The organism is Curtobacterium sp. MCSS17_006 (assembly GCF_003234215.1).
GTDB classification, from domain to species: domain Bacteria; phylum Actinomycetota; class Actinomycetes; order Actinomycetales; family Microbacteriaceae; genus Curtobacterium; species Curtobacterium flaccumfaciens.
In genome coordinates, this window is sequence record NZ_QKSO01000020.1 from 45730 (window position 1) to 69285 (window position 23556).

The 23556-nt window shown below is 71.9% G+C and carries 26 protein-coding genes and 1 tRNA gene; 13 read left to right on the forward strand and 14 right to left on the reverse strand.

Annotation, left to right across the window (positions count from 1 at the left end):
• Positions 1-52 precede the first annotated feature (52 nt).
• A complete protein-coding gene (locus DEJ21_RS16615) occupies positions 53-1123 on the reverse strand; it encodes an NAD(P)-dependent oxidoreductase (protein WP_111225345.1) in 1071 nt (356 codons plus the stop codon).
• Entirely contained in the window at positions 1120-2055 is a 936-nt protein-coding gene (locus tag DEJ21_RS16620) for an MTAP family purine nucleoside phosphorylase (protein ID WP_111225346.1), read from the reverse strand. The genes DEJ21_RS16615 and DEJ21_RS16620 overlap by 4 nt, the downstream gene beginning before the upstream one ends.
• Positions 2056-2161: 106 nt before the next feature.
• Between DEJ21_RS16620 and glp the strand changes: the two genes are divergently transcribed.
• The 7 genes from glp to DEJ21_RS16655 all read left to right on the forward strand — a co-directional run bounded on the left by glp (position 2162) and on the right by DEJ21_RS16655 (position 8006).
• On the forward strand, positions 2162-3388 hold the full coding sequence (gene glp / locus DEJ21_RS16625; RefSeq protein ID WP_258375120.1) for a gephyrin-like molybdotransferase Glp: 1227 nt from the start codon (positions 2162-2164) through the stop codon (positions 3386-3388).
• A complete protein-coding gene (gene moaC / locus DEJ21_RS16630) occupies positions 3385-3873 on the forward strand; it encodes a cyclic pyranopterin monophosphate synthase MoaC (protein WP_111056875.1) in 489 nt (162 codons plus the stop codon). Before glp ends, moaC begins: the two co-directional genes overlap by 4 nt.
• Entirely contained in the window at positions 3870-4382 is a 513-nt protein-coding gene (locus DEJ21_RS16635; protein ID WP_111225348.1) for a molybdenum cofactor biosynthesis protein B, read from the forward strand. The genes moaC and DEJ21_RS16635 overlap by 4 nt, the downstream gene beginning before the upstream one ends.
• Positions 4379-4819 (forward strand): molybdenum cofactor biosynthesis protein MoaE, encoded by a 441-nt coding sequence (locus DEJ21_RS16640; protein WP_111225349.1) that lies wholly within the window; start codon positions 4379-4381, stop codon positions 4817-4819. Before DEJ21_RS16635 ends, DEJ21_RS16640 begins: the two co-directional genes overlap by 4 nt.
• An 85-nt stretch (positions 4820-4904) precedes the next feature.
• Positions 4905-5303, forward strand: a complete 399-nt coding sequence (locus tag DEJ21_RS16645; protein WP_042537802.1) for a PLDc N-terminal domain-containing protein — start codon at positions 4905-4907, stop codon at positions 5301-5303.
• Positions 5304-5305: 2 nt separating this feature from the next.
• Positions 5306-5980 carry a hypothetical protein gene (locus DEJ21_RS16650; RefSeq protein WP_111225350.1) on the forward strand — a complete coding sequence of 225 codons (675 nt, stop codon included), beginning with the start codon at positions 5306-5308 and terminating at the stop codon, positions 5978-5980.
• 178 nt (positions 5981-6158) lie between these two features.
• Complete coding sequence (locus DEJ21_RS16655; RefSeq protein WP_111225351.1) at positions 6159-8006, forward strand: ABC-F family ATP-binding cassette domain-containing protein; 1848 nt, start codon at positions 6159-6161, stop codon at positions 8004-8006.
• Positions 8007-8021: 15 nt separating this feature from the next.
• Here the strand turns inward: DEJ21_RS16655 and DEJ21_RS16660 are convergent, their stop codons facing one another.
• Complete coding sequence (locus DEJ21_RS16660) at positions 8022-8498, reverse strand: VOC family protein (RefSeq protein WP_146247825.1); 477 nt, start codon at positions 8496-8498, stop codon at positions 8022-8024.
• A gap of 47 nt (positions 8499-8545) precedes the next feature.
• Entirely contained in the window at positions 8546-9040 is a 495-nt protein-coding gene (locus DEJ21_RS16665; RefSeq protein WP_071406000.1) for a MarR family winged helix-turn-helix transcriptional regulator, read from the reverse strand.
• Between the two features lie 79 nt (positions 9041-9119).
• Here DEJ21_RS16665 and DEJ21_RS16670 point away from each other — a divergent pair.
• Positions 9120-9191, forward strand: a tRNA-Gln gene (locus DEJ21_RS16670).
• 180 nt (positions 9192-9371) lie between these two features.
• A complete protein-coding gene (locus DEJ21_RS16675; protein WP_181435940.1) occupies positions 9372-9983 on the forward strand; it encodes a nucleotidyltransferase family protein in 612 nt (203 codons plus the stop codon).
• Between the two features lie 139 nt (positions 9984-10122).
• On the opposite strand, the gene DEJ21_RS16680 is transcribed toward DEJ21_RS16675, so the two are convergent.
• The 4 genes from DEJ21_RS16680 to DEJ21_RS16695 all read right to left on the reverse strand — a co-directional run bounded on the left by DEJ21_RS16680 (position 10123) and on the right by DEJ21_RS16695 (position 14133).
• Positions 10123-11589 carry an SDR family oxidoreductase gene (locus DEJ21_RS16680; protein WP_111225354.1) on the reverse strand — a complete coding sequence of 489 codons (1467 nt, stop codon included), beginning with the start codon at positions 11587-11589 and terminating at the stop codon, positions 10123-10125.
• Between the two features lie 30 nt (positions 11590-11619).
• Positions 11620-12075: a GNAT family N-acetyltransferase gene (locus tag DEJ21_RS16685; protein ID WP_258375122.1), complete on the reverse strand. Its 456-nt coding sequence runs from the start codon at positions 12073-12075 to the stop codon at positions 11620-11622.
• A 61-nt stretch (positions 12076-12136) separates the two neighbouring features.
• A complete protein-coding gene (locus tag DEJ21_RS16690) occupies positions 12137-13114 on the reverse strand; it encodes an SDR family NAD(P)-dependent oxidoreductase (protein ID WP_111225356.1) in 978 nt (325 codons plus the stop codon).
• Complete coding sequence (locus DEJ21_RS16695) at positions 13111-14133, reverse strand: chlorophyllase (RefSeq protein ID WP_258375123.1); 1023 nt, start codon at positions 14131-14133, stop codon at positions 13111-13113. Before DEJ21_RS16695 ends, DEJ21_RS16690 begins: the two co-directional genes overlap by 4 nt.
• A gap of 155 nt (positions 14134-14288) precedes the next feature.
• On the opposite strand from DEJ21_RS16695, the gene DEJ21_RS16700 reads away from it, so the two are divergent.
• On the forward strand, positions 14289-14891 hold the full coding sequence (locus DEJ21_RS16700) for a TetR/AcrR family transcriptional regulator (RefSeq protein ID WP_111225357.1): 603 nt from the start codon (positions 14289-14291) through the stop codon (positions 14889-14891).
• A gap of 122 nt (positions 14892-15013) precedes the next feature.
• Here the strand turns inward: DEJ21_RS16700 and DEJ21_RS16705 are convergent, their stop codons facing one another.
• The 4 genes from DEJ21_RS16705 to DEJ21_RS16720 form a co-directional block, all read right to left on the reverse strand.
• A complete protein-coding gene (locus tag DEJ21_RS16705; protein WP_146247826.1) occupies positions 15014-15205 on the reverse strand; it encodes a hypothetical protein in 192 nt (63 codons plus the stop codon).
• Positions 15202-16224: an arsenic resistance protein gene (locus DEJ21_RS16710; protein WP_181435941.1), complete on the reverse strand. Its 1023-nt coding sequence runs from the start codon at positions 16222-16224 to the stop codon at positions 15202-15204. The genes DEJ21_RS16705 and DEJ21_RS16710 overlap by 4 nt, the downstream gene beginning before the upstream one ends.
• Positions 16224-17351, reverse strand: coding sequence for an NAD(P)/FAD-dependent oxidoreductase (locus tag DEJ21_RS16715; RefSeq protein ID WP_181435942.1), 1128 nt, complete (start codon positions 17349-17351; stop codon positions 16224-16226). Before DEJ21_RS16715 ends, DEJ21_RS16710 begins: the two co-directional genes overlap by 1 nt.
• A gap of 107 nt (positions 17352-17458) precedes the next feature.
• Positions 17459-17791, reverse strand: a complete 333-nt coding sequence (locus DEJ21_RS16720) for a hypothetical protein (RefSeq protein WP_146247827.1) — start codon at positions 17789-17791, stop codon at positions 17459-17461.
• 66 nt (positions 17792-17857) lie between these two features.
• Between DEJ21_RS16720 and DEJ21_RS16725 the strand changes: the two genes are divergently transcribed.
• Positions 17858-18814 carry a serine hydrolase gene (locus DEJ21_RS16725; protein WP_111225361.1) on the forward strand — a complete coding sequence of 319 codons (957 nt, stop codon included), beginning with the start codon at positions 17858-17860 and terminating at the stop codon, positions 18812-18814.
• A 57-nt stretch (positions 18815-18871) separates the two neighbouring features.
• Positions 18872-19579: a 5'-methylthioadenosine/S-adenosylhomocysteine nucleosidase gene (gene mtnN / locus DEJ21_RS16730; protein ID WP_110864380.1), complete on the forward strand. Its 708-nt coding sequence runs from the start codon at positions 18872-18874 to the stop codon at positions 19577-19579.
• A 41-nt stretch (positions 19580-19620) separates the two neighbouring features.
• Here the strand turns inward: mtnN and DEJ21_RS16735 are convergent, their stop codons facing one another.
• Positions 19621-20451 carry a serine hydrolase gene (locus DEJ21_RS16735; RefSeq protein WP_181435943.1) on the reverse strand — a complete coding sequence of 277 codons (831 nt, stop codon included), beginning with the start codon at positions 20449-20451 and terminating at the stop codon, positions 19621-19623.
• A 234-nt stretch (positions 20452-20685) separates the two neighbouring features.
• Between DEJ21_RS16735 and DEJ21_RS18405 the strand changes: the two genes are divergently transcribed.
• Positions 20686-20841 (forward strand): hypothetical protein, encoded by a 156-nt coding sequence (locus DEJ21_RS18405; protein ID WP_155896774.1) that lies wholly within the window; start codon positions 20686-20688, stop codon positions 20839-20841.
• Positions 20842-20895: 54 nt separating this feature from the next.
• On the opposite strand, the gene DEJ21_RS16740 is transcribed toward DEJ21_RS18405, so the two are convergent.
• Positions 20896-23319 carry an excinuclease ABC subunit UvrA gene (locus DEJ21_RS16740; RefSeq protein ID WP_111225363.1) on the reverse strand — a complete coding sequence of 808 codons (2424 nt, stop codon included), beginning with the start codon at positions 23317-23319 and terminating at the stop codon, positions 20896-20898.
• Between the last annotated feature and the right edge of the window lie 237 nt (positions 23320-23556).

Below are 23556 nucleotides of genomic sequence, written 5' to 3' on the forward strand. Positions count from 1 at the left end.
GGTCGCGCTCTCAGGCACGGCCAGCGGTGCGCCGCTCGTGCACGCGTTCCGGCTAGCGGACGGCGCTGCGGAGCGGTGCCGTCGCGAAGTCGCGCATGCCGGCCTCGAAGTCGACCTCGGCGTGCCAGCCGAGCTCGGCGGCGATGCGTGCCGAACTCGCGGTGACGTGGCGGACGTCGCCCAGGCGGTACTCGCCCGTGACGATCGGCTGCGGGCCGTCGGGTCCGGCGATCGCTGCGGCCATGTCGCCGATGGTGTGCACGGTGCCGGAGCCGACGTTGTACGCGCGGAACGTGTCCGACGGCAGGTCGGCGGTCGCTGCGATGGAGGCGGCGTTCGCGCCGGCGACGTCGTCGACGTGCACGAAGTCGCGTCGCTGGGCGCCGTCCTCGAAGACGCGGGGTGCCTCGCCGCGGGCCAGTGCCGAGCGGAACAGGGACGCGACACCGGCGTAGGGGGTGTTCGCGGGCATGCCCGGTCCGTAGACGTTGTGGTACCGGAGCGCGATCGCGCGCCCTCCTGTGGCGCGGGCCCAACTGGAGGCGAGGTGCTCCTGCGCGACCTTGGTCTGCGCGTACACGTTGCGGGGGTCGAGCGCCGCGGACTCGTCGATCAGGCCGGGCAGCAGGGGCTCACCGTCGGGGCCGATGGGGTCGAAGCGGCCGGCGTCGAGGTCCTCGCGGCGGCGAGCCGGCGGACGGGTGGGTTCGCCGGAGGCGGTGGTGTACGCGCCCTCGCCGTAGACGACCATCGAGCTGGCGACGACGAGCCGGCCGATGTCGTGCCGGTCCATGCCGGCGAGGACGTGGGCCGTGCCGGCGTCGTTCGACGAGACGTAGTCGGGGGCGTCCTGGAAGTCCACGCCGAGGCCGACCTTCGCGGCCTGGTGGCACACGACGTCGATGCCGTCGAGGGCGGCGTCGAGGGCGACCCGGTCGCGGACGTCGCCGTGCACGAACGCGATGCCCTGCTGCTGGTGGGCGCGGATGACCTCGGCGGGGTCGCCGTGCACGTCGTCGCGCAGGGAGTCGAGGACGCGGACCTCGTGGCCGTCGGCCAGGGCGCGGCGGACGATCGCGGAGCCGATGAAGCCGGCGCCGCCGGTGACGAGGAGGCGGGTCATGCGGTGGCGCCCGTGGTGGTGGTGGCGGGCTGGGCCTTCGTGGTGGTGGCGGCGGCGGTCGGCTGGGTCTGCATGATGCTGGCGCTCGCGCTGGTCGGGACGAGCTCGCGCGGGGTGAAGCCGGCGGGGATGGCGGCGACGATCTGGCCGATGGCTCGGACGATGATCTCGTTGGCGCGGGCGAGGCGTTCCATGACGAGGGCGTGGGTGACGACGGCGCCGGCGTCGTCGACGTCGGGGCCGCTGGCGGCGGCTGCGGCTGCGGCTTCGTCCTCGGTCGGGGCCAGGCCGGCGTCGGCGTCGGTGACGAACGACAGGTTCACGGTGGCGATGCCGAGTTCGGCGGCCAGGGGGACCTCGGGCGTCATCGTCATGTTGATCGTGTGGCCGCCGGCCTGGCGGAGCCAGACGGACTCGGCACGGGTGGAGAACCGGGGACCCTGGATGACGACGCACGTGCCGGTCGGACGGAACGGCACGTCGAGTCCGGCGACGGCGTCGATCGCAGCGCGGCGGAGCGTCGGGTCGAACGGGTCGGCGAAGGACAGGTGCTGCACGTCGTCCTCGAAGAACGTGTCGGCGCGGCCCCAGGTGCGGTCGATGAGCTGGTCGGTCACGACGAAGGTCCCAGGCGCGTAGTCAGGGTGCAGGCCGCCGACGGCACTCGAGGACACGATGGCGCGGACACCGAGCGAACGGAGCGCCCAGACGTTCGCACGGTGGTTGATGCGGTGCGGGGCGACGGAGTGCTCACGGCCGTGGCGGGTCAGGAACGCGACCCGTCGTCCGGCCATCCTGCCGATGCTGATCGGGCTCGACGTCGGGCCGAACGGGGTCGGGACGTCGAGCTCGTCGGCGGTGCCCTCCTCGAACAGCTGGTAGAGGCCGGAGCCTCCGATGACACCGATCGTCACGGCTTCGTCGTTCTCCACAGGTCCTCCGGTTGGTCGTCGGCGCGGGCTGCGCGCTGGATACGCTACTGACGGCGCCACCGGGCGAACCGGGAACGGCGCCACCAACCCCTGTTCGGAGGCACCTGTGCGAACGATCGGTCAACACCGCGACGACCTGGCGGCGTTGCTCGCGCCGGTGGTGGCGGGCCTCGGAGCAGAAGAACTGCCACTCGACGAACTCGCCGGTGCGGGTGCCGGGTTCGCACACCGCGTGATCGCGTCGGCCGTTCTGTCGCCCGTTCCGCTGCCGCCGTTCGACAACAGTCAGATGGACGGGTTCGCCGTGCGGGCCGCGGACGCGGGGCAGGCCGTCCGGGTCGTCGCCCCCATCCCGGCCGGCGTGGTGCCCGAACCGCTCGAGCCCGGCACGGCCGCGCCGATCATGACCGGTGCACGGATCCCGACCGGCGCCGACGCGGTGTTCCCGGTCGAGGCGACCGAGCCCGGGGCGTTCCCGGCGGCGCTCGAGCTGCCCCGGGTGACGGTGCCCGCTGACCTGACCGCCGGCACGTTCGTGCGGGTCACCGGCAGCGACCTGCCCGCCGGTGCCGAGCTCGCTCCGGCCGGTTCCGCGGTCACGCCGGCGTTGCTCGGGGCCCTGGCTGCTGCGGGGGTGACGACCGTGTCGGTGCGCCGACCGCTGCGGGTCCTCGTCGTGTCGACCGGCTCGGAGCTGCAGGGCGCCGACACGGACGCGGCGACCATCGGCGACGCGAACGGCATCGCGCTGCGGGCAGCCCTCGCCCAGGTCGGTGCGGACTCACGGGCCGTCCGGGTGCCCGACGACGTCGCTGCCTTCGACCGGGCCCTCGATGCAGCCGTGGGGGACTGGGCCGACCTCGTGCTGACCACCGGGGGCATCAGCGCCGGGGCGTACGAGGTCGTTCGACAGGCGCTCGAACCCCGGGGGCTCGCGGTGACGCCGGTCGCGATGCAACCGGGTGGGCCGCAGGCGTTCGGCAGCGTCGTGTTCGGTGCCGGTCGCGCCGTGCCGGTCGTGTCCTTCCCCGGCAACCCGGTGTCGGCGCTCGTCTCGTTTGAGGTGTTCCTGCGCCCCCTGCTCGCCGCCGCCGTCGGACTCACGCCGGACCGCCCCACGCAGGTCCTGCCGGCGGCGTCCGCTGCCGGCTCACCCGTCGGCAAGCACCAGGTCCGTCGCGGCCGGGTGCAGAACGGGGCCGTGCACTTCGTCGGTGGGCCGAGTTCGCACCTGCTCGTGCACTACGCCGCCGCCACCCACCTGGTGCACGTCCCCGTCGGCGTCGACACCGTCGAGGTCGGCGACCCCCTGACCGTCTGGAGCCTCCGATGACCGACCCGTCCGCCTCCGACCAGCTGTCGCACGTCCGTGCCGACGGCAGCGCGCACATGGTCGACGTCTCCGCGAAGGACGTCACCGACCGGTCGGCCACCGCCACCGCCACCGTCGTCACCCGTCCCGACGTCGTCGCACGCATCCTCGACGGCTCGCTGCCCAAGGGCGAGGTGGTCGGCACCGCCCGGATCGCCGCGATCATGGCGGTGAAGAAGACCTCCGACCTGATCCCGCTGTGCCACCCGCTGCCGATCGCCGGCGTGCAGGTCGACATCACCGGCACCGACGACCGCGTGCTGATCGAGGTGTCGGTCCGCACGACGTCGCGCACCGGGGTCGAGATGGAAGCCCTGACCGGGGCGAGCGTCGCCGCCCTGACGGTGTACGACATGGTGAAGGCCGTCGACCGAGCGGCCGTGATCACGGACGTGCGCGTGCTCGAGAAGCACGGCGGGCGCTCCGGGGACTGGAGCAACCGATGACCGCCGAGCCGACCAGGGGCCGGGCCGCCGTCGTCGTGGTGTCCACGCAGGCCGCCGCCGACCCCGCACTCGACCGCACCGGACCCGTCATCGTCGACTGGCTGCGCGACCGCGGGTTCGCGACGAGCGACCCGATCATCGTCCCCGACGGCGGCGCGATCACCGAGACCGTCACCGCCGAACTCCTGGCCGACGCACGTGTGGTCATCACCACCGGCGGCACCGGAGTCACCCCGACCGACCGGACCCCCGAGGCGGTGGCGGGGCTGATCGACCTCGAACTACCCGGCATCACCGAGGAGATCCGTCGACGCGGGCTCGCGGGTGCCGGCCCCACCGCGCTGCTCACCCGCGGCGTCGCCGGGGTCACGAACGCCGGTTGCCTGCTCGTCACCCTGCCCGGGTCGCGCGGTGGGGTGTCCGACGGGCTTGCCGTGCTCGACGGTGTGCTCGACCATGTGGTCGCCCAGGTGCACGGCGAGGGCCACGCCCCGCGGAGCGCCTCGTGAGCACCACCGAGTCCGCCGCACGGGTCGTGCTCGCCGACGTCGTCGACCGCGACATCAGCGTCGACGAGGTCGCAGCCGTGGTGGCCACCGATCAGGACGGCGCCGTGGTGACCTTCGCCGGCATCGTCCGTGACCACGACGGTGGCAAGGGCGTCACCACGCTCGACTACGAGCGGCACCCCAGCGCCGGCGAGGTCATCACCGAGGTCGCCCGGACCATCGCCGAGGACCACCCCGACGTCCGGATCGCCGTGCTGCACCGGGTCGGGGCGCTCGGCATCGGGGACGTCGCGCTCGCCGCAGCGGTGTCGTCGTCGCACCGGGCGCAGGCGTTCGCCGCGTGCGGTGCCCTGGTCGACCTGGTGAAGGAGCGCGTGCCGATCTGGAAGCACCAGCGGTTCACCGACGGGACGGACGAGTGGGTCGCGGCGCTGTGACCGGCCCCCACCCTGTGCACCTTCGCAACCACGACGCTCGTTCGGGGAATGGTGACACTCCAAGCGGATCCATAGAATCGCGAACATGAGCGTCTTGCTGCCCGGGATCACCGTCATCCTGCTGGTCTTCGCCCTGATCGACATCCTGACGAAGACGGATGACCAGATCCGGGGCCTGCCGAAGATCGCGTGGGTGATCCTCGTGATCCTGGTCCCCGTCGTCGGCAGCATCGTCTGGTTCGCCATCGGCCACGACTGGGCTCCGGGCGAACGGAACCACGGTCGCTACATCGAGCCCACCCGCCACGAGGACCGGTACGCCACCCTCGGCGACGCCCGCAGTGCGCACGGCGCCAAGCGCGTCACCGGTACCGAGCAGGAGCTCGCCGAGCTCGAGCGCGAGATCGAGTACTGGGAGGCGCAGGCCCGCCTGAAGCGCGCGAAGGAAGCCGCGGGCGAGGGCGACACCGCCCCCGCGAGCTGATCGTGTCCACGCCGGCCCCGCATGAGTTCGCCGGAGCCACGGTCTCCGAGGAGACCTGGCAGCAGGTGGAGGACCGTCTCGCGGGGGCGCCAGTCGGACCGCGTGTCCGCCGTTCGATGGTCCGGCGGGTCATCTGGATCGTGCTGGCCGTCGTCGCCGCGGTTGCAGCCGGGTGGCTGAGCGCCGAACACCTGCCGCGCTTCGAGCTGCCCTCGACCGGAAGTGGCATGCCGGACTGGGCGTTCTTCGTCATCGTCCCGCTCATGATCGTTGGCCCGGTCTGCTGGGTGATCGCCATTGTCCGGGGCGGTGGGCAGTTCCAGAGCGCGATCTCCGACCCGCTGCTCGGGCTTCCCTGTGCCGACCGCCGACGGATCGAGCGCATGGCTCGTGGGCAGCAGCCCGCCGATCCACAGCACCGGACCGCGCTCGTCGCACTCGCCGGCCGTCGGCTCGGTCAATCGACATCGACGTTCTGGCTCGCCCTCGGATGGACGCCGTTCGCGTTCGCGCAGTTCCTGCTCAACTGGGCGACGATGTTCGGGCTGCTGTACGCGCTCCTCACCGTGTTCTTCCTCGCGATGCTGCTCTGGACCGTCAGCAAGCGGAAGCGGTGGCGAGCGTTCCTGCAGGAGACCGAGCCCCGCGCCGGAGCCGAGCCGGCCCCCGCGAGCTGACCCGGGCCTCCCGGCCGTCGCACCGTGCGCGGTCCGTCGGCTGGTGCGAGGTTGCGCGTTCCGTGTGCCGCTCCAGGCTCGCACCGAGCGGGCAACCTCGCACCACTCGAACAAGTGCGCACGCCCCCAACCACCCGCCCCGCACCCACCACCCCGCCGCGCCACCTACCCTTGACGCGTGGCACATCTCCTCGGCGCCGAGAACCTGCATCTCGAGTTCCCCACCAAGGTCGTCTTCGACAACGTCACCCTCGGCATCGACGAGGGTGACCGGATCGGCGTCGTCGGCCGGAACGGCGACGGCAAGTCGACCCTCCTCGCACTGCTGTCCCAGCGACTCGAGCCGGACGGCGGCCGCGTCACGCACCGCCGCGGGCTGACCATCGGCTACCTGGACCAGCGCGACATCCTGCCCGAGGGCGCGACCGTCGGCAGCACCGTCGTCGGCGACCTCGAGGAGCACGAGTGGGCTGGTGACCCGAAGATCCGCGACATCATCGGCGGTCTGGTCTCGGACATCCCGTGGGACGTCAGCGTCGACGAGCTGTCCGGTGGGCAGCGTCGCCGCGTGGCACTCGCGCGGCTGCTGGTCGGCGACTGGGACGTCCTGTTCCTGGACGAGCCGACCAACCACCTGGACGTCGAGGGCATCGAGTGGCTCGCCGGGCACATCAACCGCCGCTGGTCGTCGAACCAGGGCGGCATGGTCGTCGTGACGCACGACCGGTGGTTCCTCGACGCCGTGTCGACCGACACGTGGGAGGTCCACGACGGCGTCGTCGACCCCTTCGAAGGTGGCTACGCCGCGTACATCCTGCAGCGCGTCGAGCGTGACCGGCAGGCTGCCACGATCGAGCAGCGCCGCCAGAACCTGGCCCGCAAGGAGCTCGCGTGGCTCCGCCGCGGTGCCCCGGCCCGCACGAGCAAGCCAAAGTTCCGCATCGACGCGGCGAACGCCCTGATCGACGACGTCCCGCCGATCCGCGACACGGTCGCGCTGTCCCGGACGGCGACCGCACGCCTCGGCAAGGACGTCGTCGACCTGCTCGACGTGAGCGTCTCGTTCGACGGCACGCAGATCCTCGACCGCATCGAGTGGCGCATCGCACCGGGGGAGCGGACCGGCATCCTCGGCCCGAACGGCGCCGGCAAGTCCACGCTCCTCAACCTGGTCTCCGGGCGGCTGCAGCCGACGAGCGGGCGGGTGAAGACCGGCAAGACGGTGCAGGTCGCGGTGCTCGACCAGCAGCTCGCCGACCTGCAGCAGTTCGCCGACGACCGCGTGCGCGAGGTCGTGGCCCGCAAGAAGACGAGCTACGTCGCCGACGGCAAGGAGATGACGCCATCGCAGCTGCTCGAGCGGCTCGGCTTCACCTCGGAGCAGCTCTCCACGCCCGTCAAGGACCTGTCCGGTGGGCAGAAGCGTCGTCTGCAGCTCATGCTCATCCTGCTCGACGAGCCGAACGTGCTCATCCTCGACGAGCCCACCAACGACCTCGACACCGACATGCTCGCCGCCATGGAGGACCTGCTCGACACCTGGCCCGGCACCCTGCTGGTCGTCAGCCACGACCGGTACCTGCTCGAGCGCGTCACCGACCAGCAGTACGCCGTGCTCGGCGGGCACCTGCGCCACCTGCCCGGCGGCGTCGACGAGTACATGCGTCTGCGCGAGGCCGGCACCGGTGGCGGGACCGCCTCTGCGGCTGCCGCCGCGTCTGCCGGGAGGCCCGACACCGTGGGCGGGAGCGGCTCGGCTGGTGCCGTGGCCGGGTCCACGGCCGCCGGTGCGTCCGCCCTGTCGGGAGCGGACCGGCGGACGGCCGAGAAGGAGATGTCGGCGCTCGACCGCAAGATCGCGAAGGTCGGCGCGGACCGCAAGAAGCTGCTCGACCAGTTCGCGACGCACGACCAGTCCGACTACGCCGGGCTCGGCGAACTGCAGTCGAAGCTCGGTGCGCTCGAGGCCGAGGTCGAGCAGCTCGAGGAGCGCTGGCTCGAGGTCGCGGAGCTGCTCGGGGTCTGAGCCGGACTGAGCGGACTACTCGACGGACGCGGGGTCGACCGCGTCCTGGTCTGCATCCGTCGGTGTGGCGTCCTCGGGGGCTCCGCCGCCGGGGTTCGCCACGACCTCCCACAGGTGCCCGTCCGGGTCCTGGAAGAAGCCGGACCACATGCCCCACGGGCGCGTGTAGGGCGGTTCGGGCATCGTGGCGCCCGCTGCCTGCGCTCGCTCGAGGAACGCCTCGGCCTCGGCCTGGCTGCTCGTGAAGTGCCCGATCGTGCTGCTCGGTGCCGTGGCCAACTGCACGCCGGAGTCCTTCGCCATGTCGTCACTGCCGTAGACGCTGATGATCAGGCCGTCGTCGAGGGTGAACATCGCCGTGGTGCCGCCGGCTTGCGTGTCCGTGGCGGAGTACTCGGTGCCGATGACGCCGCTGCCCTCGATGCCGAGCAGGGCGCGGTAGAACTCAGCCGATCGAGCGACGTCGGCGACGGCGAGGGTGATGGCGTGCATGCGCCGCACGCTACGCCGGGGCCGCTCGGCCCGTGTCACGCTGTCGGTCAGTCCCCGAGACCCAGGATGAGTCGGCGGAGCAGCCCGGCCAACTGGCCCTGCTCGTCGGCCGAGACCCCGGAGAGGATGTCGCGCTCGGCGGCCAGCAGGTCCGCGATCGCCGCGTCCACCGCCACCCGGCCCTTGCTCGTGAGCGAGACGAGGATGCCGCGGCCGTCCTTCGGGTCGGTCCGCCGCCCCACGAAGCCGCGGGCCGCCAGGCGGTCCACCCGGTTCGTCATCGTGCCGCTCGACACCAGGGTCTGCTGCAGCAGGGTCTTCGGGCTCAGCTCGTACGGCTCACCCGCGCGCCGCAGGGCCGACAGGACGTCGAACTCCCACGGCTCCATGTCGCTCGCGTCGAACGCGGTCCGCCTGGCGCGGTCCAGGTGCCGGGCGAGCCGGTCCACGCGGGACAGCACCTCGAGCGGGCCGAAGTCGAGGTCGGCACGCTCACGACCCCACGCCGCGACGATGCGATCGACCTCGTCCTCATGCGGCATCCCTCCATCTTGGCCGAACCCGGAGCGGACAGCCAGCCTCGTCGGTCGTGGGAGGATGGAGGAGCACCTCCGGGTGCGTTCCGCCTTGGTGTAATGGCAGCACGACGGCCTTTGGTGCCGTTAGGTCCGGGTTCGAATCCTGGAGGCGGAGCAACTCCGCGCTGACCGGTCGCATCTTCGCTGCTCAATTCGAGCAACCCGACCGCAGGGGCGAGTGCGCTGCATCTTTCCAGGGATTGCCCGGAAAAGGTTCCTTCTGATTGCTTCCCATCACTATAGTGATGTACGCGTCACTATAGTGATGCTGGATGACCGAGGTGAGGAAGGCGTCGTGCAGCTGCAGAGCCCATTCGCGGCGTTGTCGAGCGGCCTCGATGGTGACGTCCTGATGGTGCTGAGCGGCCTGTCGGACCGCCCCTTCACGGTGTCCGCTGTCCAGCGGCTCGTCCCCGGAGGCCGTTCTCGAAACGGCGTGAAGAAGGTGCTTGACCGTCTGACAGAGCAGGGCATCGTCGTGTTCGACGACATCGGCGGCGTGAGCACGTACGCGCTCAACCGAGACCATCTCCTCGCGTCGGCGGTCCTCGAGGTCGCCAGAGCTCGTACCCGCTTCCTCGAGAGGGTCCGCGGGGAGATCGCATCGATGCCGGTCCGCTACGCAGCGTTGTTCGGCTCGGCCGCGCGAGGCGCGATGCGACCGGACAGCGACATCGATCTGTTCTTCGCCGTGGATGCCGTTTCGCGGACGGATGCCGAGGACCGCATCTACGACCTCACCGTTGCCGTTCACCGGTGGACCGGCAACCAGGTGAACCCCATCGTGTACGACGTCTCGGGGGTCAGCCCCGATGACCCGCTCATCGGTTCCATCGCGCGTGAGGGCATTCCCCTGGTGGAAGACCGTCGATGGCTCCAAGCCCACCTCAGGAAGGCCGCACGTTGACTCCACCGAAACTGCCGTCGACCACTGACGGCGACAGCGCTTTCATGCGCGGTCGGCTCGAGAAGGCCAAGGGCTTCCTCGAGTCAGCCGAGACGCTCTCCGTCGTAAAGCTGACTAGACCGGTCCGGTCAGCCGCTCGTCACCACGAACTCGGCGCGTAGTCCTTCAGGAAGACACCGAACACGTCCTCGCCGGCTTCGCCCCGGACGATCGGGTCGTAGACACGGGCTGCCCCGTCGACCAGGTCGAGCGGCGCGTGGAAGCCCTCTTCGGCGAGCCGGACCTTGGTCGGGTGCGGCCGTTCGTCGGTGATCCAGCCGGTGTCGACGCTCGTCATCAGGATGTTGTCGGTCTCGAACATCTCCTGCGCGCTCGTGCGGGTGAGCATGTTCACGGCGGCCTTCGCCATGTTCGTGTGCGGGTGACCCGGCCCCTTGTAGGCGCGGCCGAACACCCCCTCCATGGCGCTGACGTTCACCACGTAGGTGCGGCGTCCCGTGCTCGCGGCCATCGCGGGGCGGAGCTTCGAGATGAGGATGAACGGCGCCGTGGTGTTGGCCAGCTGGACCTCGAGCATCTCGAGCGGGTCGACCTCGTCGACCTGCTGGGTCCACGAGTTCTCGTCGTGCAGGTCGGGGACCAGGCCGCCGGCGTCGATGGCGGTGCCCAGGGCGAGCCGTTCGAGCGAGCTCGATCCCGGCGCCATCGCCTGTTCGGTCAGTTCGTCGGCTCGGGCTGCGGCGGCCGCGAGGATCGGGTGCGCGGCAACTGAACGGGCGAGCGCCAGCGGGTGCTGGTCGTTCGTGTGCCCGAAGGTCACGAGTTCGGGCAGCGGTCCGTCGGGCAGCGGCGCGAGTTCCGCGTCGACCAGCGGCTGGTAGGCCCCGGTCGATCGGCGCACGGTCTGCGTGGCGTTGTTGATCAGGATGTCGAGGGGGCCGGACGCTGCGACGTCCTCGGCGAGCCCGATCACCTGGGCGGGGTCGCGCAGGTCGATGCCGACGACCTTCAGGCGGTCCATCCAGTCGGCGGAGTCGGGCAGGCTCGCGAACCGGCGCACCGCGTCGCGGGGGAACCGCGTGGTGATGGTGGTGTGGGCCCCGTCGCGCAGCAGCCGGAGGGCGATGTACATGCCGATCTTCGCGCGACCGCCGGTGAGCAGCGCCCGCTTGCCGGTCAGGTCCGTCCGGGCGTCGCGCTTCGCGTGGCTCATGCGCGCGCACGCCGGGCAGAGCTGGTGGTAGAACGCGTCGACGACCGCGTAGTGCTGCTTGCACATGTAGCAGGGCCGTGACTTCAGGAGCGTGCCCGCGGTGGTCGAGGCGGTCGAGGCGCTGATCAGGACGCCTCGGGTCTCGTCGTCGATCCGGTCGGCGGCCCCGGTGGCGGTGGCGGCGATCACCCGGCGGTCGGCCTCGGCGATGACGCCGCGCTTCTCGAGACGGTGTGCGCGCTTGACGGCCTTGAACATCTTCGCGGTGGCCTGGCGGACCCGGATGAAGTCCGGGTGCGTCTCGTCGATCGACGGCAGCTGCTCGAGCACCCGGAGCGCGACGGTCAGGTCGTCGGGGTCGATGCCGCTGGGTTCGGGGTGCTCGGAGCTCACACGCGATCCTACGTCGGGACCGACCACCGGTCAGACGAGCTGCTGCTCCATGCACACGCTCGTCGGGTCGTCGACGTACGGGCCGAACCGGGGGATGTCCGCGTACCCGGCCTTCCGGTACAGCGCGATCGCCGCGGCTTGCGGCAGGCCGGTCTCGAGCCGGACGGTCCCGATGCCGACCGCGCGGGCCCGGTCGTGCAGGGCGTCGAGCAACCGCGTCCCCACGCCGAGCCCACGCGCGGCGTCGCTCACGAACATCCGCTTGACCTCGCCGGTGCCGTCGCCGGCGTCGACGAGCGCCACCGTGCCGAGGGCGGTGCCGTCCTGGCGCGCCACCAGGAACGTGACGTCGGGCTGGTCCAGGTCATCGACGTCGAGGGCGTGGTAGTTCTCGGCCGGGTAGAGGCTCAGTCCGTAGTCGTCGCCCTGCTGCAGCAGGTGCAGGACGTCGTCCTGTCGGGGGCTCTCGATCCGCACGGTCAGCACCGTCACACAGTAGCGAGGACGACGAGAACAGTGCGCAGACGAGGCCCCCGGCCGACGGTGATCAGGCCAGGAGTCCCTCGCTGACCTCCCACAGCCGCCGTGCGTCGTCGGCGTCGAGCATGGCCGAGTTCGCGTCCGACGGGATGCGGTCCGCGGTCAGGGGCAGGACCCGGTCGTCGATCACGGCGACGTCGCTGTCCTTCAGGTAGACCCCGCCGACGCCGTCGAGCAACGGGCTCGCGGCACCGAACACGAGCGTCGCTGCGCCCTGCTCGACGGTCTTCTTGCCGACCTCGGGGTCGATGACGGTCACCCCGTGGTCGTCGACCAGTCCCTGCTCGCGGTACGACGCGAGCACCGTCGGGTCGTGCGGGCCGGGTCCGATGATGACGCCGGGGTGCGCCGAGAAGGCGCGGATGCGCTGGTCGGCGTACCGCCGGTCGAGCTCCACCGTGAACAGGACGTTGGCGCGCTTCGACTGCCCGTACGCGGTGACCGGGTCGTACCCGTGCGCGAACGTCAGGTCGTCCCACCGGATCTGCCCGAACCGTGCCGCGCCGGACGTGACGGTCAGGACCCGCGCACCACGGGCCTCCAGGAGGGCGGGGAGGAGCGCCTGCGTGAGCTGGAAGTGCCCGAGGTGCGTCGTCGAGAACGCCAGTTCGTTGCCGCGGCCGTCGAGCCGACGGTCCGGGGTGAAGAGCATCGCAGCACTGTTCACGAGCATGTGCAGCGGGCGGCCGGAGGCCGACCAGCGCGCGGCGAAGGCGTCGACCGACGACGGGTCGGTGAGGTCGAGGGCCTCGACGCGGATGCCCGGGATGTCGGCGACGGCTGCGGATGCCCGGTCGACGTCACGGGAGGCGACGGTGACGTCGGCGCCGGCCGCCGCGAGGGCGCGGCTGGTCTCACGGCCGAGGCGGCTGTGTCCGCCGGTCACGACGACGTTCCGGCCGGTCAGGTCGACGCCGTGCAGGACGTCGGCGGCGGTGGACGCGGCGGTGAACGGAGTGGGCAGGGGGTGCTGGTGGGTGATCACGAGTGGTACTCCTTCGATTCGATGTGGCCGACGGCGGCAGCAGGGCCGACGGCGGTGGCGGGGCCGACGGCGGCAGCAGGGCCGACGGCGGCAGCAGGGCCGACCGCGGCAGCGGGGCCGGCCGCGTCGGCGGTGGCAGGGCCGACGGCGTCGGCGATCGCCGACCACGCGTCGGGGTCGAGCCCGAGCGCGGTCCGGAGGAACGCCGTCGTGGTGTGGCGGACGAGGTCCACACGCTCGGGGCTCTCGTCCGTGGTGGCGGTCGACTCGTAGTCCTGGATCCCGCCGAGCAGGTGCTCCCCGCCGTGGACGGTCACCAGGTGCCGCGCGCCGGGGCTCAGGTGGTAGACGTCGGTGAACCAGTCCGGGCCTCGCGTCGAGAGCTGGGACTGGTCGTGGTCGCCGGCGACGACGAGTGACGGGGTGTGCAGCTGGCTGAAGTCGGGGCTCATGAACGCGAAGTGCTCCTGCGCGAACGGCGCGAGGTCGCCGCGCGCGATCCCGGTGGTGGACAGCAGGACCCCGGCGCGCAGGCGGTGGTCGGTGCGGTCCTCGCCCGGCCGTCCGTCGGCGTCCAGGACGCGGGCCCCGAGCAGCATGCCCACGGACTGTCCGCCCCACGAGTGTCCGACCGCGGCGATGCGCGCGGTGTCGACGCGCCCGCTCAGGCCGGGGACCGCGTCGATGATCTGGTCGAGGTCGTCGAGCACCCGCTCGAGGTCGTCGACGCGCGTCTGCCAGATGGTCGGGTAGCGCGGGTCGTCGAGCGTCAGCCCGTAGGACTTCGCGTCGAGGAACGTCGGTTGGACGACGACGAAGCCGTTCGCGGTCCAGTGGTCGACGAGGGGGTCGCCGCCGGTCATGGACTGGCCGAAGCCGTGGGCGAAGACGATGACGGGCAGGTCCGTGCCGGTCGTCGGTGCCGTGATCCGGACCTCGAGGTCCTGACCGCGCGAGGGTGCGGGGAGCGTGACGGGGCGCACGCTGATGACCTGTGGTCGGGGTGCTATGGGTGCCATGCGGGGCCTTTCCGGGATGCCGTGTCGCCCGAGGACAGAGTGACTGTCGCCCGAAACGGAGCGACGTTCCGGAACGATACGGAACAGCGATCCGGATTGCAAGAGGAAGTGGAGCGCTGTTCCGCATCGTGTCGGTGTCGTGCGATGATCGACACATGAGCACCCCGTCGACCGACCCGGCGCCGCGTCGCCGTCGCGACGTCGAGCGCAACGAGCGCACGATCCTCGACGCCGCTGCCGCGGTCTTCGCTGCCTCGGGCGTCGGCGCACCGGTGCGCGAGGTCGCCACCGCCGCGGGGGTCGGGGTCGGCACGCTCTACCGGCACTTCCCGACCCGTTCGGACCTGGTCGTCGCCGTCTACCGGCACCAGATCGAGGCCCTGGTCGACGCGGGGCCGGCGCTGCTCGGCTCGGAGCCGACACCGTTCGCCGCCCTGCTGCGCTGGGTGCACCAGTTCGTCGACTTCCTCGGCACCAAGCACGGTCTGGCACGCGTCTGGGAGGGCGACGCCGACGGCTTCACGGCGCTGCACACCCTGTTCGTCGACGAGCTCGTGCCCGTGCTCGGCCGGCTGCTCGACGCCGCGCGGGCGTCCGGCGAGGTGGCCGCACCGACCCCGCCGTACCAGCTGCTCCGGGCCGTCGGCGACCTGGTGGCGTGGAGCCCCCAGGACCCCGACTACGACGTCCGGACGATCGTGACCCTCCTGGTCACCGGGCTGCGGCAGGCGCAGCCGACGGTGACCGACAGCGCGTAGCCGGCCACGTGCACTGGTCGCGACCGGCACCGGACTGGAGGCGCGGTGCGGGCCCGCCACGGGCCTCCCGTCCGGCGTCGTGACCGTCTCGGGCCGCACCAGCGCCGTCGGGGCCGGTCCGCTCAGATCCCGCCCGGCTCCGCGGGGTGGTGCTCGGGGTCCCCGTGCTCCGGCAGCACGTCGACGTCGGTGACCGTGTACCCGAGCGGCACCTGGCCCAGCGCGAGCAGGAGCGCCGTCCGCCGGTCGTCGTGCTCGGTCTCGATCACCCGCCGCTCGGTCGGGACGACGACGAGTCGGACCCGGTGCGTCACGCGTGCCCCCATGCGGCGGTGCCGCGCAGGCGTCGCCCGGCGTGCTGACCACGTCGCCGACGCAGCAGCAGGTGGCGGACCGCGAGCAGGTGTGGGAACTCGACGAGCATGCCGACGACGATCGCCGTGGTGACCAGCGGCTGGTGGGGGAGTGCGGCGCTCGTCAGCCCGATCATCAGAAGTGCGTTGCGGGCCGCCGTCGTCATCGCGAGCAGCGCCGACCGCGGGTACGACAGGGCGGCGAGGCGTGACGCCCACTCGGCTGCGATGAACATCACGGCGAAGAAGACCACCGCGCACCCCAGTACGGCGACGAACACCGGCAGGTTCGCCAGCAGCAGCCCGATGTGCGAGGCGAAGAGCCCGGCGACCATCGCGCCCACGATCCAGGGGACCGCGCGGCCGGGCAGGGCGGCGGCGCGGGCTCGAGCGCCGTCCGGCAGGAGCGAGATCCCGAGGCGGATCGCCACGGCGATCGCGGCGGGCAGGACGAACCACTGCAGCAGGGTGCCGATGGTGCCCACGGCATCGATGCCGGCGTTGCCGCCCAGGACCGTGATCCACACCGGGAACAGCAGCAGCTGGGTGACCATGTTGATCGGCAGCAGGGTCGCCCCGACAGCGGTGTCCCCGTCGCTCAGGCGGGTGAACGCCAGGAACCAGTCGGTGCAGGGCGCCAGGAAGTACAGCATCACGCCGAGCTGGACGGCCGGGTGTCCGGGCAGGGCCACGCGGGTGAGCAGGAACGCGACGAGCGGGGCGAGCAGGAAGTTCATGCTCCAGGCGATGCCGATGACCTTCCAGGCGTCGGGCGTCCGTGGCAGGCGGTGCAGGGGGGCGTCGACGAACAGGGCGACGACCAGGGTGATCACCAACGCGTCCACCACCGAGCCCATCGCGTCGCCGGCCGAGGGTGAGGCGCCGCCGATCACCGACCCGACCAGGATGGCGCCGCCGACGATCGCGGGGGTGGCCCAGAGTCGTGCACCGGCGGGGCGGGCAGGCCGCTGTGCCGGCATCAGCACGCGCATTCGACACCACAGCAGCTCAGGTCGTCGGTGAGCATCCCGGCGTCGTCCCACTCCTGCAGGGCACCGCAGTCGCGCCCTGCTCGTTCGCCGATGACGCGGGCGACGTGGGCGAACCGCTGCCGGAACTTGTAGACGAAGCAGAACTGCAGTGCGCCGTGCCGGAGCGCGGTGCCGGCCAGGAAGAGTCCGGGCGTGGTGGTCGACTCGTCGTCCTCGGTGAGCAGCGGCCAGCCGTCCGCGCGGGTGTCGAACAGGCTCGCGGCCGGCCCGAGCCCCGGGCCGTACCCGCTGGCGAGGATCGGTGGCGCGTCCGCCACCAGGGCGGTCCGTCCGGCGACGCCGACGGTGAACCCCTCTCCGGACCGTTTGATGCCGGTGACCTGGCCGTCGTCGACCAGGGTGAGGCGTCCACTGGCCAGCGCGGCCGCGAGCCGTTGACGGGTCCGCGGGGCGAGGCGGAACGACGGGTCCGACCCGCTGCCGGCGTCCCAGGGGTGGGACGGGTCGACGACCGTCACCGTCGCCCCCTGTTCGACGTGGTGGCACGCCAGGTCGATGCCGGACTCGAAGCCACCCACGACCACCACGTGTCCGGACCGCGCCACCCAGGCTGCCTCGGCGGACGCGTGCACCCCGAGCGAGGTGCCGGCGCAGCGGGGCAGGATCGGGTCGGAGAACTCGCCGCCGGCCCAGACCACGTTCCGGGTGATGACGGGGCCGCGGCTCGTGGTCACGCGGAAGCCGTCGTCGTCCGGCTCGATGCGCTCGACCTCGGTGTCGAGCAGGGTCGGCAGGTGGAAGGCCGCGACGACGCCCCGCAGGTACCGGGCGTACTCGGGCCCCGAGGGGTAGTCGGTCCCCAGGCTGTAGGCGGGTGAGGTGCGCGGGTGGACCGCGTTGAGGTCGGTGGCCCCGAACCCGTTGCCGGTGAAGGACGGCGTCAGGAACCGCTGGTGCTCCGGCCACCGACGGAACGTGTCTCCGACGACGCCGCGTTCGACGACGCCGAACAGCAGGCCGTCGACGGCGTGGAGTGCCAGGCCGGTGCCGACGCCGGCCGGTCCGGCTCCGACCACGAGGGCGTCGAGGGTCTCGGTGGGGTGTGGTGCTGGCATGGGGTCGGTCTTCCCAGCAGCTGCGGCTGCGTCGATGGAACGGCCACCGTGGTGTGGTCGCTGCACACCATCTTAGTGAGAACCGTTATCAACATGCCATCGGGGCATCAATCGACCGGCGTCGAGTACAGGACCGCCAGGGTCGCCACCAGTCCGACGACCACGATGCCGAGGTCGAGCAGGGCCAGGGTGACGAGTCGGGTGCGCTGCGGCCGGACGGCGGCCCGCACCACGACCATCGTCACGAACAACACGACGACGAGCACGAGCGCCGGCCAGCCGATCGCCGGCGCCCGGATCGCCATGAGCACCATCACCGCGGCGACGATCACGGCCGTGACGGCTCCCCACACGAGCCAGTTCGAGCCCGACGCCGTCCGGAGTGCGGGCTGGTCGCCGACGCGGGTGGGATCGGGGCGGCGGGGCTGTTGGTCGGACACGAGCCGGACGGTACGCGGCGGCCCCTGCCCGTGCCCGCAGCCGCTCGGCCACGAGAGGATGGGGGTGTGCACACCGCCGCGACCATCCTCGACGCCGTCGTCCGGCACATCGACACCACCGGGTTCGCCGCACACGGCATCCACGTGCGCACGCGGAGTGCGGCTCCGGGCGCCGAGGGCACCGCGGACGACGTCGCCGAGCACCACTGGACCCCCGACGTCCGACGCGAGATCCACTCCGCCGCGAAGGGCGTCTGCGTCCTGGCCACCGGCATCGCCGCCGACGACGACCTGGTGGACCTCGACGAACCGGTCGCGGCGTCCCTGGTCGGCACCGGCCTCGGTACGGCGACCGGGCTCGCGCTCGGCGCCGGCGTCGACCGGGTCACCCTCCGACACCTGCTCACCATGACCAGCGGGATCGACATGCCCTGGTCGGCGACCGAGCTGACGGACTGGCCGGACCTGGCGGCCGAGTTCCTGCGGCGACCGTCCCGCGGCCGGGTGTTCCAGTACGCGAACGCCAGCACCTACACCGCGATGCGCGTGCTCGAGACCCGGGTCGGCGACGTCGGCGCGTTCGTCACCGAGCGCCTGTTCGCGCCGCTCGGCATCCAGGACGTCGAGTGGCAACGCTGCCCGAACGGGTTCGTCGCCGGCGGCGAGGGACTGTCGCTCCGAACCGAGGAGCTCGCCCGCATCGGACGCCTGATCCGCGACCGCGGGGTCGTCGACGGACAGCGGATCGTCAGCGCGCGGTGGTGCGACGCGATGCACACCGACTGGGTGGAGCGCGAGGGGACCGGCCCCGGCTACGAGCGGTACGCGATGGCTGGGTGGGGTGGTCCCGGCCGACTCTGGCGGCTGCACGGTGCGTACGGTCAGATGCTGCTGTTCGACGAGACCGAGGCGAGCAACGACTCCGGCACCGTCGTCACCATCACCGCCGACGACCACTTCGGCGCCGACGCGCTCGCCGCCTTCGTCGCCGACGAGCTGGCCCGCCAGGACCCCCGCCGCTAGCACCGTCGACGATCCGACCTGCACGTCCGCGCGCGCCCGGCGTGGGAGGATCGATCAGTGCAGCAGCAACCCGTCGCGATCATCATCGCGGCCATGAGCGAAGAGGTCTCGGCCTTCGCCGACCTGTTCGGCGGTGTCCCGGTCCTCGACGGCCCCGTCGGTGGCCACGACCCGCACCAGCTGCTCGACATCGGCGGCGCCACGGTCGTCGTGCGCCGCAGCGGCATCGGCTTCACGAACGCCACGGCCGCGGTCGCCCACGGCTTCCACGACTTCGGCCCGGGCATCCCGGTGATCAGCGTCGGGACCGCCGGTGGGCTCATGCACGGTGTCGCCATCGGTGACGTCGTGGTCGGCGACCGGTACGTCAACCTCAACGCCGACGCCACCGCGTTCGGCTACGCCCTGGGCCAGGTCCCCGGCATGCCGACCGGCTACGCGCCGGACGCCCGGCTCGTCGAGCTCGCTATGGGCGCCGACATCGCGTGGCCGCTGCGGTCGGCGACGATCGGCTCGAGCGAGGTCTTCGTGACCGAGGGTCGTGCCCGTGCACTCCGGGTCGCGTTCCCCGAGGTGGCCGCGGTCGACATGGAGTCGGCCGCGATCGCGCAGTTCGCCCACGTGCACGACATGCCGTTCGTGTCGGTCCGGTGCATCAGCGACCTCTGCGCGCCGGACGGCGCCGAGTTCCGTGAGCACCTGGACGACGCCGCGGCACGCGCAGCGCGCGTGGTCCACGACCTGGTGCTCGGCCTGCGTTCCTGAGTCCGCCGGCGCGCTCCCTCAGCCAGCCCGAGTGCCGGCGCTCACGCGACGACTCCCACGGCACGGAGGCGTCGGACGGCGAGCCGGTCAGCGGCTCCGGGCGCTGCGCCGAGGGCGTGCGACGCGATCGTGACGTCGCCGTGACGGAGCAGACAGACGCCGGCGTCCCGTGTCTGCCCGCTGTGCCAGATCAGCCCGTCGCGGTGCTCCCACGCCAGGAAGTCCGGCTCGATGCGTCCGATCCCCACGCCGAACCGCAGGAGGTCGGACATGGTCGACCAGATCCCGCCGGCCGGTGCGTAGGGACCTGATCCGATGGTCCAGGGTTCACGGGGGAGGCCCCGCCACGATCGGAGCAGGGTTCGTCGCTCGGGTGCCGGGGCGAGGGTGGCGCTGGTGATGCCGAGCGGAGCCAGGACCGTCCGCTCGGCGACCGTGGACCATGCTTCCTGCGCGACGTGCTCGAGCAGCCGACCGAGCACCGCGTAGCCGAGGTTGGAGTAGTCCCGCTCACCCGGCGTCGTCGGGGTCTGGCGCAGCGCACGCGTGATGTCCGCCTCGGACACGTCCGCGTACGGGTCGCCGACGATCCCGGCCGACATGCCCTGGTGCACACGGGGCAGGCCCGAGCGGTGTCGGATCAAGTCGTCGACCGTGTAGGTGGCGTCGTCGGGGACGTCCGGCAACAGGTCCCGGGCGGGGGCGTCCCGTGGGATGTCCCGTTCAGCGAGGAGGACGAGCACGGCGGCGGCGGTTACGGTCTTCGTGACGCTCGCCCACTCCACCAGCGCGTCCGCTTCGTAGCGATCGCCGAGGTCGGCGGTGACGTCGCCCCCTGCGTCGATGATCACGGCTCGGTTCGCAGCGGTCACGCTCGTCCTCCTGATCTGGTCGAAGCCACCATGATCGCAGCCGGTCGTGCGGGGAACCTCGTTCGGCGTGGACGAGCCTCCCGGTGCCGGAGGGGCGCGATCCGGCTCTCGGCACGGCGGGAATTGCGTTCCACGGACGTTCCGGGACGGATCGCGAACTCGCCTCCGAGCCCCTCGCTAGCCTCCATCCCGGGGGGTCAAGGAACCACGGCCAATCACACAGGGAGATCAGCCATGAGCGCCTACACGAGCGACGAGAACGTCGAACCTGCACGCATCACCACCTTCAAGCGCGTCCGCAAGCAGTGGCGTCGGACGGGTGAGGTCGGCTACACGCACAGTGGTAGCGACTTCTTCCGCGACGACGCTCCGGAAGCGGTCCAGCGGTAACCAGCGGCAGCCACGAAGTGCCCGTCAGGAGCGATCCTGGCGGGCACTTCTGCATCAGCGACCGAGCTGGTCCCGCAGGTACGGGGCGGTCCGGCTGGTGGTCGAGGCGGCGACCTCGGCTGGCGTGCCGGAGGCGACCACCTGGCCACCCTCGACACCGCCGGACGGGCCCATGTCGATGACGTGGTCGGCGCTCGCGACGACGTCCATCGCGTGCTCGACCACGACGACCGTGTTGCCCGCGTCGGTCAGGCGGGCGAGCTGGGCGGTGAGCAGCTCGACGTCGGCCGGGTGCAGGCCGGTGGTGGGCTCGTCGAGCAGGTACAGGGTGTGGCCGGTCCGCGCGCGCTGCAGTTCCGTGGCGAGCTTGATGCGCTGCGCCTCGCCGCCGGACAGCTCCGGAGCGGGCTGGCCGAGTCGCAGGTAGCCGAGACCGACCTCGCGGAGGGTCTCGAGTCCTCGCCCGGCTGCGGGCAGGGACGCCAGGAACGGCGCCGCTTCGTCGACGGTCATGCCGAGGACGTCGGCGATGGACGCCCCGTTCCACCGGACCTCAAGCGTGTCGGCGGTGTAGCGGGAGCCGTGGCACTCGGGGCACGGGGCCCAGCTGCCGGGCAGGAAGAGGAGCTCGACGGACACCGACCCCTCGCCCTGGCAGACCTCGCACCGGCCGCCGGCGACGTTGAACGAGAACCGCCCGGCGCCCCAACCGCGGGCCTTGGCCTCGTCGGTCTGAGCGAATGCAGCGCGGACCGCGTCGAACAGGCCGGTGTAGGTGGCGAGGTTCGAGCGGGGCGTCCGGCCGATCGGCTTCTGGTCGACCTGCACGACGCGGTCGATGAGCGGGTGTGACGTCGCGACGCCGGGCAGCACGCCGCCGACGAGCGACGACTTGCCGGAGCCGCTGACCCCGGTGACCGCGGTGAGCACACCGAGCGGCAGGTCGACGTTGAGCCCCCGCAGGTTGTGCAGGGTGAGGTCGCGGAGTTCGAGCGTGCCGATCGGGGTCCGGACGGCGCGGTCGGCGGTCGGCTGCCGGGGCTCCAGGAATCGCCGGGTGACCGACGCCTCGACCTCGGCCAGGCCGGCGACCGGGCCGCTGTACAGGACGGTGCCGCCACCGGTGCCCGCACGGGGTCCGACGTCGACGATCCAGTCGGCTCGGCGCACGATGCTCATGTCGTGTTCGACGACGAAGACGCTGTTGCCGCCGGCACGTAGGTCGTCGAGGACGTCGACGAGGGACTCGGCATCGGCGGGGTGCAGCCCGGCGCTCGGTTCGTCGAGCACGTAGACGACGCCGAACAGGCCGGAGCGCAGCTGCGTCGCGATCCGCAGCCGCTGGCTCTCACCGGGGGAGAGCGTCGGGGTGGCGCGGTCGAGCGCGAGGTAGCCGAGACCCAGGCCGACCAGCACCTCGACACGGGTGAGCAGGTCGCGGGAGATCGCCACGGCGACCTCGGTGTGCTCGCCGGACGATGCCCGCGACGTCGCCGCTGCCGCATCCGTGATCGCCGCGATCGGGCGCAGGACGTCAGCCAGGCCGGTCAGCGGCAGCGCGTTCAGCTCGGCGATCGAGTGGCCGCCGATCGTCACGGCGAGGGCGGCTCGGGTCAGGCCCGTGCCGCCGCAGAGCCCGCACGGGCCGGACTCGACGAACTGGAGCACCTTCTTGCGCTGGGTCTCGCTCTGCGAGTCGGCGAGGGTGTGCAGCACGAACTGGCGGGCGCTCCAGAACCGGCCCTTGTAGGGTTTCGCGACGCGGTCGCGCTTCGGCTGCACCTGCACGACGGGCTGTTCCTCGGTGAAGAGCAGCCAGTCACGGTCCTCGCGCGACAGCTCACGCCACGGGCGCTCGATGTCGTAGCCGAGCACCGCGGTGACGTCCCGCAGGTTCTTGCCCTGCCACGCACCGGGCCAGGCGGTGATCGCGCCGTCGCGGATGCTCAGCGACGGATCGTGCACGGCCGATGCCTCGGTGACCTCGTGCGCGGTCCCGATGCCGTGGCACCGCGGGCAGGCGCCGGCGACGGTGTTCGGCGAGAAGGAGTCCGACTCGAGCCGGTCAGCACCGGACGGGTACGTGCCGGCGCGCGAGTAGAGCATGCGCATCGAGTTCGACAGCGTGGTCATGGTGCCGACGGTGGAACGGGAGCTCGGGGCACCGCGACGCTGCTGCAGGGCGACGGCGGGCGGCAGTCCGGTGATCGAGTCGACGTGCGGGGTGGAACCCTGCGCGATCAACCGCCGCGCGTACGGGGCGACGGACTCGAGGAACCGGCGCTGGGCCTCGGCGAAGACGGTGCCGAAGGCGAGTGAGGACTTGCCGGAGCCGGAGACGCCGGTGAACGCGACGATCCGGTCGCGGGGGATGTCCACGTCGACGTCGCGCAGGTTGTTCTCGCGGGCACCACGGACGCGGATGAAGTCGTCCGGCCCGGGTCGGTCGTCGGTCTGGGTCGAGCGAGGAGCGGGCATTCGCTCGATCGTAGGCTCGGCCACTGGGAGAAGCAGTACCGGTGCGGAACCGCGAACGACGAAGAGCCGCTCCGCCCTGATCGGCGGAGCGACTCTTCGCGTCGTGCGGTGGTGCTCGTGGTGCGGTGTTGCGGCAGGTGTTACTTGATCTGTGCGGTGATGGTGGCGGTGCCGACGAGGAGGCCGCGCTTGACGGCGTCGGTGCCGAAGGTCTTGTTCAGCAGGCCGGCGGCGTCT